The organism is Enterobacter sp. 241F3, from assembly GCF_034106785.1.
Classification (GTDB): Bacteria; Pseudomonadota; Gammaproteobacteria; order Enterobacterales; family Enterobacteriaceae; genus Enterobacter; species Enterobacter vonholyi.
Map to the genome: position 1 here is coordinate 151,203 of NZ_JAWNDD010000001.1, position 14,619 is coordinate 165,821.

At 58.8% G+C, this 14,619-nt stretch carries 13 protein-coding genes; 8 read left to right on the top strand and 5 right to left on the bottom strand.

The genetic code is table 11. The annotated features are described in order from the left end of the window. Positions 1-57: 57 nt before the first annotated feature. Positions 58-942, top strand: a complete 885-nt coding sequence (locus UR504_RS00670) for a LysR substrate-binding domain-containing protein (RefSeq protein WP_271367893.1) — start codon at positions 58-60, stop codon at positions 940-942. Here UR504_RS00670 and UR504_RS00675 read toward each other — a convergent pair. The 4 genes from UR504_RS00675 to UR504_RS00690 all read right to left on the bottom strand — a co-directional run bounded on the left by UR504_RS00675 (position 933) and on the right by UR504_RS00690 (position 4,350). Next, a complete protein-coding gene (locus UR504_RS00675) occupies positions 933-1,844 on the bottom strand; it encodes a LysR family transcriptional regulator (protein WP_302235538.1) in 912 nt (303 codons plus the stop codon). The two genes, UR504_RS00670 and UR504_RS00675, sit on opposite strands and share 10 nt — an antisense overlap. A 1-nt stretch (position 1,845) precedes the next feature. Then, entirely contained in the window at positions 1,846-2,832 is a 987-nt protein-coding gene (locus tag UR504_RS00680) for an MBL fold metallo-hydrolase (protein ID WP_271367891.1), read from the bottom strand. A gap of 141 nt (positions 2,833-2,973) precedes the next feature. Continuing rightward, entirely contained in the window at positions 2,974-3,723 is a 750-nt protein-coding gene (locus tag UR504_RS00685; RefSeq protein WP_414464874.1) for a 5'-nucleotidase, lipoprotein e(P4) family, read from the bottom strand. Positions 3,724-3,822: 99 nt separating this feature from the next. Further along, the gene (locus UR504_RS00690; RefSeq protein ID WP_111963574.1) at positions 3,823-4,350 is read right to left on the bottom strand and encodes a GNAT family N-acetyltransferase; all 528 of its coding nucleotides are present in this window, start codon (positions 4,348-4,350) and stop codon (positions 3,823-3,825) included. A gap of 132 nt (positions 4,351-4,482) precedes the next feature. On the opposite strand from UR504_RS00690, the gene treZ reads away from it, so the two are divergent. From treZ to glgX, 3 genes are read left to right on the top strand one after another with little or no spacing between them, the layout of a single operon-like run. Next, positions 4,483-6,270, top strand: a complete 1,788-nt coding sequence (gene treZ, locus UR504_RS00695; RefSeq protein WP_302235540.1) for a malto-oligosyltrehalose trehalohydrolase — start codon at positions 4,483-4,485, stop codon at positions 6,268-6,270. Then, entirely contained in the window at positions 6,267-8,735 is a 2,469-nt protein-coding gene (gene treY, locus UR504_RS00700) for a malto-oligosyltrehalose synthase (RefSeq protein ID WP_302235541.1), read from the top strand. Before treZ ends, treY begins: the two co-directional genes overlap by 4 nt. Before the next feature lie 15 nt (positions 8,736-8,750). Next, the gene (gene glgX / locus UR504_RS00705) at positions 8,751-10,826 is read left to right on the top strand and encodes a glycogen debranching protein GlgX (RefSeq protein ID WP_302235542.1); all 2,076 of its coding nucleotides are present in this window, start codon (positions 8,751-8,753) and stop codon (positions 10,824-10,826) included. On the opposite strand, the gene UR504_RS00710 is transcribed toward glgX, so the two are convergent. After that, the gene (locus UR504_RS00710; RefSeq protein ID WP_024908533.1) at positions 10,827-11,372 is read right to left on the bottom strand and encodes a winged helix DNA-binding protein; all 546 of its coding nucleotides are present in this window, start codon (positions 11,370-11,372) and stop codon (positions 10,827-10,829) included. A gap of 200 nt (positions 11,373-11,572) precedes the next feature. Here UR504_RS00710 and UR504_RS00715 point away from each other — a divergent pair, with 200 nt between their 5' ends. The 4 genes from UR504_RS00715 to UR504_RS00730 all read left to right on the top strand — a co-directional run bounded on the left by UR504_RS00715 (position 11,573) and on the right by UR504_RS00730 (position 14,561). Then, complete coding sequence (locus tag UR504_RS00715; RefSeq protein WP_023327494.1) at positions 11,573-12,295, top strand: DUF969 domain-containing protein; 723 nt, start codon at positions 11,573-11,575, stop codon at positions 12,293-12,295. Beyond that, the gene (locus UR504_RS00720; RefSeq protein WP_302235543.1) at positions 12,292-13,278 is read left to right on the top strand and encodes a DUF979 domain-containing protein; all 987 of its coding nucleotides are present in this window, start codon (positions 12,292-12,294) and stop codon (positions 13,276-13,278) included. The genes UR504_RS00715 and UR504_RS00720 overlap by 4 nt, the downstream gene beginning before the upstream one ends. 9 nt (positions 13,279-13,287) lie before the next feature. Next, the gene (locus UR504_RS00725) at positions 13,288-14,283 is read left to right on the top strand and encodes a DUF2891 domain-containing protein (protein WP_302235544.1); all 996 of its coding nucleotides are present in this window, start codon (positions 13,288-13,290) and stop codon (positions 14,281-14,283) included. Between the two features lie 92 nt (positions 14,284-14,375). Then, positions 14,376-14,561 (top strand): polymorphic toxin type 44 domain-containing protein, encoded by a 186-nt coding sequence (locus tag UR504_RS00730; RefSeq protein ID WP_302235552.1) that lies wholly within the window; start codon positions 14,376-14,378, stop codon positions 14,559-14,561. Positions 14,562-14,619 lie beyond the last annotated feature (58 nt).

Genomic DNA, 14,619 nt, shown 5'->3' on the forward strand with positions numbered 1-14,619 from the left:
TTGCATCATTACTGTTAAATTGATAAGTAAATTCATATCAATATAAGGAGGCGTCTCGTGCAGTTTCGTCAGATGCGCCACTTCATCGTCGTGGCCGAAGAGCTCCATATGCACCGGGCCGCCGAGCGTCTGAACATGGCGCAACCGGCGCTGAGCCAGCAGATAAAGGCGCTGGAAGAACGTTTAGGCGTCACGCTTTTCAGCCGTGCGAACCGCCGCTTAACCCTGACGCCCGCGGGCGAAGCGTTCCTGGTAAAAGCCAGGCTTGCCATCTCGCTGACCGAGCAGGCGGTGCTGGACGCCAGACAGACGGCAAGGGGCGAGCAGGGCGTGTTAAACCTCGGGTGCGTGTCGAGCGCGATGTTCGACGGCAGGCTGCCCGCCGCGCTTCGCCAGATGCACAGCCGCTGGCCGGCCATTACTATGTCGCTGATGACCGGAAACGTGCAGACGCTCTACGCCGCCGTGCAGAGCAACCAGCTGGATGTGGCCATCATTCGCGCGCCGCTGCCGTCGCTGCCGGACGATCTGCAAAGCCGCCCGTTTGCCTCGGAGAAAACGGTGCTGGCGCTGTATCGTCAGCATCCGCTGGCCGGATCCGCCGCGCTGACGCTTTCGTCGGTGAAAGGCGAAAAATGGATCTCCCTGCGCGATCCGGAGGGAATGGGGCTGGAGCAGTACTTCTATGATGCCTGCAGCGGAGCGGGCTTTCAGCCGGACGTAGTGCAGAATGCGACCGACGTGCCCACGGTGATAAGCCTGGTTTCGGCGGGGTTTGGGCTGGCGCTGCTCCCCGCGTCGGCAAAGGCGGTGAGCGTCGAGAATGTCGTCTACGTGGACATCCTCGACCGGCTGCGGGAGAGTGAACTCACCCTGGTTTGCCACCGGATTATTCGCTCAGAAGTGCTTAAAAAGTTTCTGGCAACGCTCGATCACACCTGACGTCCGGCGGCCCGCAGCAGCTGTTCGCGCAGCCAGGCATTCGCCGGATCCTGGCTGTTTTTCGGATGCCAGTACATGTTGATGGTAATCGGCTGGAGCGGCAGAGGTGGTGCAAAGAGATCCAGCGTGCAGGCAAACTGCTTCAGCATCCGTTCCGGCAGGGTGCACACCAGGTCCGTACCGGCAATAAGTGCTGGCGCCACGGCATAGCTCTGGGTGGACATGGCGACGTGTCGCTGGTAGCCCAGCCCGGCGAGGGTTTGGTCAACAAAGCCGGTAAACGGATCCCCCGCCGACGACACCACCAGATGGGAAAGCGCGCAGTAGCTTTCCAGATCTAACGGACCCGTTCCGCGCGGGTGGCCTTTACGCTGGGCGGTGGCAAACGCGTCGTCAAGGAGTTTGCGCCTCACCCATCCCTCATGGGCTCCTGCGCTCACGCCAATGTAGATATCCACATCGCCGTTTTCCAGCTGCTGCGGCAGGTCAGCTATCTCCGGCAGGGCGAAGCGCAGGCGGATACCGGGGGCATCGGTTCTAATCTGGTTAAGCAGCCCGGTGCCGAGCATCAGCGCCGGATTCTCATGCAGCGCGATAACAAAGGTCCGGCTGCTGGTTTGCGCATCAAACGCGGTGGGCGCAAACATCGCGCTGATGCCGCGCAGCACGCTTGCCACCTGCGGCCTGAGCGCTTCCGCTCGCGGCGTGGGCAATACCCCGCGTCCATGCGGGGAGGGAATAAACAGCGGTTCGCCAAACAGCGTGCGCAGACGCGCCAGACGGGCGGACAGCGCGGGCTGGCTGATGCCCAGCCGCGCGGCCGCATGGGTGATATTCCTGTCCTGAAGCAGGGCGTCCAGCGTCAGGATCAGGTCTATGTCCATATCAGAGATGGGCGTCATCCTATTTCGCGCTGCTGGCGTCACGGTTGGTATAGGTCACAGGGACCCAGGCATAGCCGCCTTTCTCGCCTTTCGTCACATAGCCGATGCCCGGGAAAGGCAGGTGCGGGGCGGCAACCAGGTCCTTGTTTTTCACAAAGTCAGCGAACGCATGCTCGCGAACGCTTGCCGCTTTGTTCTCATCTTCATCGTAGGTGATGGTCACCGCAGGCTGCGGAAACTGAACCGCCGCGGCATGAATGATGTCGCCGACAAAGGTGATCTTCTCGCCTTTGCTCGTCAGCGTGTAGAAGGCTGAGCCCGGCGTGTGGCCGGGATGAACCGTGCCGGTCAGCCCCGGTAGAATCTCCGATGTGCCGCTAAACGGCACCACTTTTCCCGCATCCAGATAGGGTTTTAAGGTCTTCTGCGCGACGTCAAAGTAGTTCTTGCCGTAGCCGGTTTTCTTCTGATTGTCGTCGTTAAAGAAAAAGTCGATATCCGGTTTGCCAACGAAAACGCGCGCGTTGCTGAACACCACCTTGCCATCCTTCACCAGACCACCGGCATGATCGGAGTGGGCGTGGGTCAGCAGGACTTCAGTAATGTCCTCGGGTTTTATCCCCTGCGTGGCGAGGCTTTCAACCAGACGTCCGCCGGTATCAGGGCCAAAGAGCTGGCCCGAGCCGGTATCCACCAGGATTTTATGTCCGGGTATCGCAATCAGAAAAGCGTTGATGGAGACCTCAGCCGGGTTGGTCTGAAAGTTTTTCGCGAGCAGCGCATCAATGTTTTGCGGCGTTGTCCGGCGCAGCAGCTTGTGCAGATCCTGCGCGACGGTCCCGTCGGTAAACGAGGTGACCAGAACGTCGCCGACCTGCACGCTGTAACCGCCCGCCGGTTGTTTAACGACGTGCTGGGGCGTCTCCGCCGAGGCCTGGAGCGCAGGGTAAAAAAGCAGTGAACTGGAAATCAGCGTGGAAAGAGCAAGTTTTTTCACGGTAAGCATACGAGTCTCCTTTGAAAGTGCTCATCTTACTGCTCCGTAAAATTATAAGAACCTGCCCAGAAATGATAGGACCTATAAACGGGATGGATAGGAAACCGAAGGGCCGGGAAGGCGCGCGATAGCTTTCCCGGCCCGTAGACATTATTTTTTCAGCGGCGCGTTCCAGCTGTCCGGCGTGGCTTTGGACCAGGAGCCATAAGCGGCATTAGGCAGCACAATCCAGTCGTTGCCGAAGTGTTCGGCGCTGGCTTCAACCAGCTCACGCTGCTGTTCGCTCGGCTTTTTATTTTTAAACTGTACGGCGAAGTCCGGCAGGCTGTCGCCGAACAGCATCACGATCTGCTGCTTTTTGAGAATGCTCTGGCGGCGCTCTTCCTTGCTGACCGTATCCAGCAGCACGCTTTCGTCAGACACCTGCGGCAGGCCGAGAGCATTTAACGTCTTCAGCGTGTCGGCTTTGTTTTCCTGCATACGATCCGAAACGTAGTAGATGCGGACTTTGCTTTGATTCACGTGGTCAAGAAACGCTTTCGCACCGGGAATTAAGCCGGGTTTACCCTGTTTCTCCCAGTCGCTCCAGGTGTCCCATTTCGTATAGTCGTGACACTGCTCCGCGTCGCGCACCAGCAGAGGGGTGTTATCCAGCACCGTTTCGTCGAGGTCCATCACCACGGCGTAGTTTTCGGGCGTTTTCAGATCCTTTAACTTTTCGTTGAAACGCTCGGTGGCAAACCGATAGGTTTGCAGCTGAAGGGCCATAATCTCTGCCGATTTCTGCTGATAGCGCAGCGCCATTTCGTACGCTTTCGGTTCGCACAGGTCGCGCCCGGCAGCCGTCGCGGTTGCCGCTGCACTCAAACCCGGTAATGCCAGCAGTAATGCCTTAGCCATTGAATTCACGCTTTTTTCCTCAACACCCTGGTTAAAATCCCGAAAGCGTAATGAAATTCAGTGACAGAAATATGACCGCGATGTGGCAATGTGTTTCCGCTAGACCAGCATGTAATACCAGAACAGGGCGACCTCGTCTTTTTCAGGTAGGGCGTTGTAGAGATAACGATCGTATCCGCCCAGGGTGAACCCGTAGTTACGGTAAAACAGACAGGCAGAGACGTTCACATTTTGTGTTTCAAGCCGTAATCCCGGCGCGTTTACGCTGCGGGCCCACACGTGCGCGGCGGCCATCAATTTTTGCGCGGCGCCGGTTCTGCGTTTCGTGCGATCCACGGCTATGTAATCCACCGAGATAAACTTATTCCAGCCGATTGACGCGGTAATAAATCCGGCTAATTCACCGTCGTCCGTTTCCGCCACAAGAAATATGGCGTCCGGATTAACGCAGTGGTTTTCAAGCGTTTGAATGTCGAGTTCGTAGGTTTTTATCCAGGGCTCGGCGACGGCTTCGATATGCAAATCACAATGGATAAAGGGCTCTCGCGCAATGTGGCTAATGGTGAAAGAAAAGTCACAACATTCAAGACGGACGAGGTCCGTATTTAATCCTTTTCGAATCTGCATAGTATTCCCGTTAGTGAGTTATTTCATAAAGAATAGACGAAGCGGTTAAATCCGCTGAGCTCACGCACTTTTAATCCTGAACTAAGCTTGTACTTCGTTCCGCGTAAAATGTGGGTCATTCGAGGACAATGAATGGAATTCAGGACATTTCAAAAGCAGTGGGGTGCTGAGTTTATTTCCGATGACGTTGTACGTTTTCGCGTCTGGGCAGAAGGACAGAAAGAACTTACGCTACGTCTTGCCGCCACCGACGTGCCGATGACGGCAACAGGCGGCGGCTGGTTCCAGGCAGACGTCCCCGGCGTCACGCACGGTGCAGAATATCAGTTTGTTCTTCAGGACGGCATGGCGGTGCCCGATCCCGCCTCGCGGGCGCAAAAGGGCGACGTTAACGGCCCCTCGGTGGTGATCGATCCCCGACGTTACCAGCCGGTCAACCGCGACTGGGCAGGGCGTCCGTGGGAAGAGACGGTCATTTACGAACTGCACATCGGCACTTTTACTCCGGAGGGCACCTTCCGGGCGGCCATCGACAAGCTGCCGTATCTGGCAGAACTCGGGATTACCCAGCTTGAAGTGATGCCCGTCTCCCAGTTTGGCGGTTCCCGCGGCTGGGGATATGACGGCGTGCTGCTGTATGCCCCACACTCAGCGTACGGCACGCCGGAGGATTTCCACGCGTTTATCGACGCCGCGCACGGGCTGGGGCTTTCCGTGGTGCTGGATATCGTGCTCAACCACTTTGGGCCCGAAGGAAACTATCTGCCTCTGCTGTCGCCCGCTTTTTTCGATGCACAGCGGATGACACCGTGGGGCAACGGCATCGCCTACGAGCGCGAGCCGGTGAGGCAGTACATCACCGATGCGCCGCTTTACTGGCTGACGGAGTATCGTCTGGACGGCCTACGCTTTGATGCCATCGACCAGATTAAGGACGGCTCGGACACCCATGTTCTCGAGGAGATTGCCACCCGGATCCGCGAGACCATTCCGCACCGTCACGTTCACCTGACCACGGAAGACAGCCGCAACGTGATTTTCCTGCATCCGCGCGATGAACAGGGCAACGCGCCGCTGTTTACCGGCGAGTGGAACGATGATTTTCACAACGCTGCCCACGTGTTTGCCACCGGCGAGACCCACGCGTATTACCAGGATTTTGCCTTTGAGCCTGAGAAGAAGTTCGCCCGGGCGCTGGCGGAAGGGTTTGTCTACCAGGGCGAGTTGTCTCTGCAAACCGGAGAATCTCGCGGGGTGGAGTGCCGCACGCAGCCGCCGCAGTTCTTCGTCGATTTTATTCAAAACCACGATCAGACAGGCAATCGCGCCCAGGGCGAGCGGCTTATCCCCCTCGCGGGTGCCGACAAGACGCGGGTGCTGCTTGCCGCGCTGCTGCTTTCCCCGCATATCCCGCTGCTGTTTATGGGCGAGGAGTTTGGTGAAACGCATCCGTTCCTGTTCTTCACCGATTTTCACGGCGATCTGGCAAAGGCGGTACGGGAAGGGCGTGCGAAAGAGTTTACGGGCCATGCCGGGCACGATGAAACCGTTCCGGATCCGAACGACGTGAACACCTTTGTTCGCTCAAAGCTCGACTGGCATAAGATTGCCACCGACGAGGGCAAAACGTGGCTGCGCTACACGCGCAATCTGTTGACGCTGCGCCATCGCCATATCGTTCCGCTTCTGCATCCGCTCGGTGCCGTTGAGGGCCATGTGCTCAAGACCGCGCCCGGCATGGTTGCGGTGTGCTGGCGCTTCCCGTCGGGTACGCTCTCACTGGCGCTTAATATCGGCATTAAGCCCGTCGCGCTGCCCGCTATGGCGGGGGAGACGCGTTTTGCCTCGCCGGAGGTCACTGACGTTTTACCCCCGAACGGTATTGTCGTTCGCTTTGCTGATGGAGAAGCATCGTTATGATCCCTTCCGCCACGTACCGAATTCAGTTCCGTAACGGCATGACCTTTGACCGCGTTGTGGCGCTGGTGCCGTATATGAAGGACCTCGGCATCAGCCACCTTTACGCGTCGCCCGTGTTCACTGCCACGACGGGGTCTACCCACGGCTATGACGTGACCAACCCGAATGAAATCGACCCCGCGATTGGCGGACGAGAAGGCTTTGACCGCATGGCCGCGGCGCTTAAGCAGGCCGGTATGGGGCTGATTCTGGATATCGTCCCTAACCACATGTCCACCTCGCTGGAAAACCTCTGGTGGCTGGACGTGATTGAATACGGCCAGCAGAGCCGCTATTTCCGCTACTTCGATATCGACGGGTCGCGACCGCTGACGCTGCCGTTTCTTGGCGATACCTTTGAGGCGGAGCTGGAGAAGGGAGCTATCACCTTAAAACGTGACCCTGTCACGAAAAAGGCCGCGCTGGTTTACTACGACGCCGAGTATCCGCTCAACCCGGGCACGTACAGCGAGGAGAAGAGCATAGCCGAACTGCACGACGCGCAAAGCTGGCGGCTGATGTCCTGGCGGGAGGCGCCGAAGCAGCTCTCATGGCGGCGCTTCTTTGAGATAACCGGGCTGGTCGGCGTTCGGGTTGAAGATGACGCAGTCTTCGACGATACGCACCGGCTGATCCTTGAGCTGGTCCACGCGGGCGTGGTGGATGGCCTGCGCATTGACCATGTCGACGGTCTGGCGGATCCGCTGGGCTATCTGCAGCGCCTGCGGCAGGCGGCCGGGCCCGACTGCTACATCACGGTCGAAAAGATTCTCGCCAAAGGGGAACAGCTCTCCGCTGACTGGCCGGTATCCGGCACCACCGGCTACGAGTTTATCGCCTCGCTGGCGGAAGTGCTGGTTGACGACAGTAGCCTGGGGCGTCTGGAGAAAATCCACGACGAGACGCTGGGCATCACGGTCGATCGACATGCGGAACTGCGCGATGCCAAAGGCCTGATGGCCGATCGCAATTTTGAGGGTGAATTCACCACGCTGCTAAACATTGCTGAGGATCTGGCCCGTCGCAATGAGGTTGCGCTGCCGCGCGAGGAAATCCGTCACGCGCTGCGCGAACTGCTTATTGCGTTTCCGGTCTACCGCACCTACGGCACCCGGGAAGGATTAACCCCGCCGGACGTGGCGCTGCTTAATCGCGTGGTCGCCAGCGTGGAGACGTCTGAAGCCGCGCTCAGCCTGATCGTGCGCATTCTTACCGGCGATCTGCCGGAAGATTGCCGCGAGAGCGCCGCGCTGTTCAGGACCCGCTTCCAGCAGCTGACCGGGCCGCTGATGGCGAAGTCCGTTGAAGACACGCTCTTCTTTCGCCACAACCTTGAGCTTGCGCTCAACGAAGTGGGCGCCGACCCGACGCCGCGCGCGTTTTCATTATCCCGCTTCCACCAGGAGATGCGCATTCGTCTGGCCCGTCAGCCCGATGCGCTGCTGGGCACCTCCACGCACGATACCAAGCGCGGGGAGGATGCCCGCGCGCGCCTTTACACCCTGACGGAAGCCCCGGAACGCTGGGGGGAAAATCTGGCCCGCTGGCGGCAGATGAACCAGACCCAGGTGCGTTTTCTCAATGACGGTACCGCGCCGAACGCCGCCGATACGTGGATGATCTACCAGGCGCTGGCGGGCGTCTGGCCCGCCACGCTGTCACCGGACGACGCCGACGGGCTGAAATCACTGCAAGAACGCTTCCTCGGCTTCCTCGAGAAAGCGCTGCGCGAGGCGAAACAGCGCACCGACTGGATTGACAGCAACGAGAGCTACGAGAGCGTGGTGTTGAGCTACGCGCGGCACCTGCTTTCGCCGGACAACGCCCCGTTCCTGCATGATTTCAGCGAGGCGATGCAGCCCTTTATCCGCGCGGGGCTGATGAACAGCCTCAGCCAGACGGTGATTAAGCTGACGGCGCCCGGCGTGCCGGATATCTATCAGGGCAGCGAGGCGCTTAACTTCAGCCTGGTCGACCCGGATAACCGACGCGAGCCGAACTTTCCGGTCCTGGTGCAGCACCTCAGCGTGGCGGATGCCACGGTGTTTGACAGCCCGGCATGCTGGCGGGACGGCAGGGTGAAGCAGTTTGTTACCGCCACGCTGCTGCGGCTTCGACCGCACTACGACGCGCTTTTCCGCTACGGCGACTGGCTGCCGCTTAAGGTCACCGGCGACCGCGAGGAGAACCTGATTGTGTATGCGCGCGTTAAGGACGACGAGGCGCTGATCGTTGCCGTGCCGCGTCTGGTTTTTGGCGTCACCGATAATCATCAGCTGTGGATCAATACCACGGTCGCGTTACCCGACGAACTGGCCGGTAAGCGCTATCGGGATCTGTTCAGCGGCGAAAGCCGCATGCTGCAAGAAACGCTGGCGTTAACGTCAGAAAAGGGATGTGTACTGGTTCTGCTTACCTGCGAATAATCGTGGAGAACGAAAATGGCAAAGGATACAACGTTTGAAATTCGGGCCGGTCATGGCCAGCAGTTGGGTGCGAATTATGACGGAAAAGGGGTCAACTTCGCGCTGTTCTCCGCTCACGCTGAACGGGTGGAGCTCTGTCTGTTTGACCCGTCCGGGAAAAAGGAAATCGCCCGGCTGGAGCTGCCGGAGTATACCCATGAGGTCTGGCACGGCTATGTGCCCGATCTGAAGCCGGGTGCGCTGTACGGCTATCGCGTCTACGGCCCCTACGACCCGGAAAATGGTCATCGCTTCAACCCGCATAAGCTGCTTATCGACCCTTACGCTCGCGAACTGATGGGTGACATCGACTGGAACGACGCCCATTTCGGCTATGAGCTGGGGCATGACGAGCTGGATTTGAGCTTTGATACCCGCGACAGCGCGCCGTTTACGCCGAAATGCAGGGTCATCGACCCGAACGCCTTTGACTGGCAGGACAACAGCCGGCCGAACGTGCCCTGGCCGCATACCGTTGTCTATGAGAGCCACGTGAAAGGGTTTACCCAGATGAACCCGGCCATTCCGCCCGAGCTGCGGGGCACGTTTGAGGGGATGGGGCACAAAGTCTCGGTCGACTATATCAAAAGCCTCGGCATTACCTCGGTGGAGCTGCTGCCGGTTCACTGGTTTCCGGACGATCAGCACCTGCTCGACCGCGGCCTGAAGAACTTCTGGGGCTATAACACGCTGGGCTTTTTTGCCCCTGCGTCACGCTACTACGGCCCGGCGGGGATCCAGGGCTTTCGCGATATGGTGCGCGCCTATCATGACGCGGGCATCGAGGTCATTCTGGACGTGGTGTACAACCACACGGCGGAAGGGAACGAGCTTGGCCCCACGCTCTCGTTTAAGGGGATTGATAACTACAGCTATTACCGCACGCTCCCGGACCAGCACCGGTATTACATCAACGACACCGGGACGGGAAACACGGTCAACACCTCACACCCGCGCGTGCTGCAGATGGTGATGGATTCCCTGCGCTACTGGGCGGAATCGATGCACATCGACGGTTTTCGCTTCGACCTCGGGACGATCCTGGGCCGCGAGCCCGAAGGGTTTGACCCGCGCGGCGGTTTCTTCGACGCCGTGACTCAGGATCCGGTGTTATCCCGACTGAAGCTGATTGGTGAACCCTGGGATATCGGCCCCGGCGGGTATCAGGTCGGCGGTTTCCCGCCGGGCTGGGGTGAGTGGAACGACAAATACCGCGACACCGTTCGCGAGTACTGGAAGGGGGACAACGTCTCCACGGACTTTGCCGCGCGCCTGCTCGGTTCCGGCGATCTGTACGATCTGCGCGGACGTCGTCCGTGGGCCAGCGTCAACTTTATCACCGCCCACGACGGCTTTACGCTGAATGACCTGGTGTCGTACAACGAAAAGCACAACGCCGACAACGGTGAGGACAATAACGACGGGCATAACGATAACCGCTCGTACAACTACGGCGAGGAAGGGCCAACCGAGAATCCGGATATTATTGCTACCCGCGAACGGCAGAAACGTAATTTCCTGACCACGCTGCTGTTCTCCCACGGCACGCCGATGCTGCTGGCGGGGGACGAGTTTGGCCGTACGCAGAAGGGGAACAACAACGGCTACTGCCAGGACAGTGAGATCTCGTGGATCGACTGGAAGGGGCTCTCCGAAAACGACGCTGCGCTGCGCGAGTTTACCCGTCGTCTCATTACCCTTCGCGCGCAACAGCCGCTGCTGCGCCGTGAAAGCTGGCGCGACGGGCTGGAGATCCGCTGGTTCAATGCCGGGGGCGGCCCACAGCAGGCCGAGCAGTGGGATGAAGGCTCAACCCTCGGGGTCTCCATCAGCAGGCCGGATCTCAGGCAGGAGGACGGTATCTGGCACGACGTGCTGATGCTGTTCAACCCGTTTGAAGGCACCGTGCCGTTCCAGATCCCGCAATTTGGCGAAGGGGGATGGGTGCTGGAGCTGTCTACGGCGGATGACGCTGCCACCGGGACAGCGATCACCGAAACCATTGAGTACGAACTGGCCGGGCGAAGCATTACGCTGTTCCGGCGTCCTTAATTACAGTGACGCCGCCGCCCGGGCGGCGGTGTCATACAGGGATGAGATCGTGCGTAACAGCTGCGCGGTCTCGCCAATCGACTTCCCGGCAATGCCGCTCTCCGCGTGGATCGCAATCAGACACGCTTCCCGCACGTCCCGGTATTTCATGCACAGCGCTTTCCCTTCCTCCGTGGTAGAGAAAAAAAGCTCTTTACCCGCTTTCTCGCTCGTCACGTAGCCTGCTTTGACCAGCTTTTTCAGGGCATAGGTCACCACGTGGGTGTCTTCCACGTTGAGGACGAAGCAGATATCGGCCAGCTTTTTCTTGCGGTCGCGGTGGTTCACGTGATGCAGCAGCGAAACGTCAAAGGCGCCCATATCGGGCTCGCCGGCAGCCGTCATGCAGCGCACCATCCATTTGTTAAACGCGTTGCTGGTCATGATCAGCGCATATTCCAGCTCTGATAACTCCGCGCAGCGCTCGGATACCAGATGGCGGGAAGAGACGATCCGGCCATCGTTGATATCGTCGCGATCGGGTGAAGCACTCTTTTCTGAGGTCATAACGTTCCTTAGCCAGAAATGTAAACTCATCGATAAAATAAGAACATTTTATTGATAATTTGTTTACATGTTTTTGAGGTTCAGATATAGCTTTTTAGCGCAGGTTTTGCGAAGCCTGCCAACAAAACACAACATCGCTCGCCGCAAATTAAAAAAATAGCCGTCGGCGCGCAACGCTCACTTTCGATAGGGTAAACGTTATGGACGGTACTACGCTGCTGCCGCTGATCGGGATACCGATCGTGGTTATTGGTTTTGCACTGCGCTTCAACCCGCTGCTGGTGGTCGTGGTGGCAGGGCTGGCGACGGGTCTGCTGGTCGGCATGGATTTCGGCATGCTGCTGGAAACCTTTGGCGAGAAGTTCGTCAATAGCCGATCGCTGGCCACCTTCATCCTGATCCTGCCGGTGATTGGTCTGCTGGAATATTACGGGCTAAAAGAGCGCGCCCAGGCCTGGGTGGCGAAGATCGCCAGCGCCACCTCGGCGCGTATTCTGATGCTCTATTTTGTCGCCCGTGAAGGCACCGCCGCGCTGGGCCTGATGTCGCTGGGCGGTCATGCCCAGACTGTGCGCCCGCTCCTGGCGCCGATGGCCGAAGGGGCGGCGCTGAACGAATATGGCGAGCTGCCGCAGCACATTCGCGACAAAATCAAAGCCCACGCTGCCGCGTGCGACAACATCGCGGTCTTCTTTGGGGAAGATATCTTTATTGCCTTCGGGGCGGTGCTGCTGATCGACGCGTTCCTGAAAGAGAATGGTATTCAGGGCATTGAACCGCTGCATATCGGCCTGTGGGCCATTCCAACCGCCATTGCGGCATTAGTTATTCATATGACGCGCCTGCTGCGCCTCGATGCAAGCATCCGCCGCGACGTAATGGCCTGGCGTGCAGAGCAGGGTACGCAGGAGGCTGCGCAATGATGACGCTTATCACCATTAACCGCGTGTACTACCTGATTGGCTTTGTCGTGATGCTGCTGGTTGTGATGACCCTGCGCGATCGCGCTAATCCAAAGCGTTTTACCACCGCGCTGTTCTGGTTCTTGTTTGGCGGGATCTTTCTGTTTGGCGATCTGATGGTTCAGGAGCTGGGGAAATCGCTGGCGTACCGGATAATCGGCGGCGGCGTTATCGTTATCGCGCTGCTGGCGGGTTTTGGCCTCGTCGGGAAAGGGCACTATAAAATGTCGACCGAGGAGGAGCGCGTCGCGTCGTCAAACCGGCTTAAAAACTGGCTGTTCCTGCCCGCGCTGATGATCCCGGTGGTGACGGTGCTGGGCACGTTATTCCTGAAGGGCGTTTCGATCGGCGGCGTGTTTCTGCTCGATCAGAAACAGCTGACCCTGGCGGCGCTGTGCGTGGCCTGCGTCGCGGCGCTCCTCACCGGCTGGTGGCTGACCAAAGGCACGCCGTTGCATGCCGTTCGTCAGTCTCGTCGTCTTGTCGATACCATCGGCTGGGCGGTGATCCTGCCGCAGATGCTGGCCATGCTCGGCGGCGTGTTCGTGGTGGCCAACACCGGCGACTCGGTACAGAAGGTGGTGAGCCTGTTTGTGAACCCGGATAGCCGCTTCATGCTGGTGGTCATTTACTGCGTGGGTATGGCGCTGTTTACCATGATCATGGGTAATGCCTTTGCGGCCTTCCCGGTGTTAAGTGCCGGTATCGCCTTGCCGTTTCTAATCAACGTGCATCACGGCAACCCGGCGCCGCTGCTGGCGATTGGCATGTACGCGGGCTACTGCGGCACGCTGATGACGCCGATGGCCGCGAACTTCAATATCGTTCCCGCCGCGCTGCTGGAGCTGAAGGACAAATATCAGGTGATCAAGATCCAGATCCCGACCGCGTTAACCCTGCTTGTGGTGAACGTGTTGTTAATGTATTTCCTCGTGTTTCGCTAAGGAGCTGTCATGGAATTAACGCAACATCAGGCCGACGCGTTTGCCCGCATGCCTTTGACCTATTTGCGCCAGGAATACCCGAACCACATCATGCACCTGCTGAATGATGATGGTGACGTTCTGCCGCCGCGCGAGCTGCATCCCATTTTCTACGGTTGTTTTGACTGGCATTCGGCGGTGCACGGCTACTGGCTGCTGCTGCGCTGCGTGCGGCTCTATCCAGAATTACCTTGCCGGGACGCGATCGTCGCGCTTTTTGACGAGCACATAACCGAAGAGAACGTGGCGAAGGAGCTGGCCTATTTCACCGCGCCGTTCCGCGCCTCGTTTGAGCGGCCGTATGGCTACGGCTGGCTGCTTGCGCTGGCCCAGGAGCTGAAACAGTCGTCGCTGCCGCAGGCCGCGGGCTGGTATCAGATGCTGGAGCCGTTAACTCAGGACATTCGCAACCGGCTGGCGGATTACCTCGGCAAGCTCACCTACCCGATCCGCGTCGGGACGCACTACAACACGGCGTTTGCCCTCGCGCTGGCGCTCGATTACGGTCGCGCAGTGGGAGACAAGGCGCTTGAACAGGCGATTGTGGCAGCGGCGGAGCGGTTTTATCTCGCCGACACGCGCTATCCGGCACACTATGAACCCGGCGGAGACGAGTATATTTCCGGCGCGCTGACGGAGGCGCTGCTGATGAGCAAAGTGTCTGAAGACTTCCCGGCCTGGTTTGACGCGTTTCTCCCGGAGGTGGGTGCCGTTACGGCTCTGATGAATCCGGCGAAAGTGAGCGATCGCACCGACCCGAAAATTGCCCATCTCGACGGGCTAAACCTCAGCCGCGCCTGGTGCATGAAGCATATTGCTAAAGCGCTTCCTGCCAGCCACCCGGCGCAACCAGCATTGCGCGAGGCGGTGACGAAACATCTGGCCGCAAGCGTCAAGCATGTGGTCGGCAGCCACTACAGCGGCGGGCACTGGCTGGCGAGCTTTGCGCTACTGGCGCTGGAGTAAACAAACGCGCTGTCTTTCTTGCCGGGTGGCGCTGCGCTTACCCGGCCTGCATTGTGCAACCCTTGCCTGCGGCCGTGCAGGGCACAGCCTAAATTTGGTTTTATCAAAAAGTAAGAAATAAGGGGCCGTGGGATTACAAGCAAGGACACCCGGAGTTAGCAAATTTTGAGAACTTCAATTATGGTTCGGCTGGTTATGCTGCCGGGATACCATCAGAAACGCTATTGATGGGTGCTGGATGGGCGCAGGAAAATGCTAAAACCTCCAAAAAGAAATAGGGGCACTGGTATCAAAAACCGCCTTATGGGGATGATCCTCACGATCAGTTTTGGATAA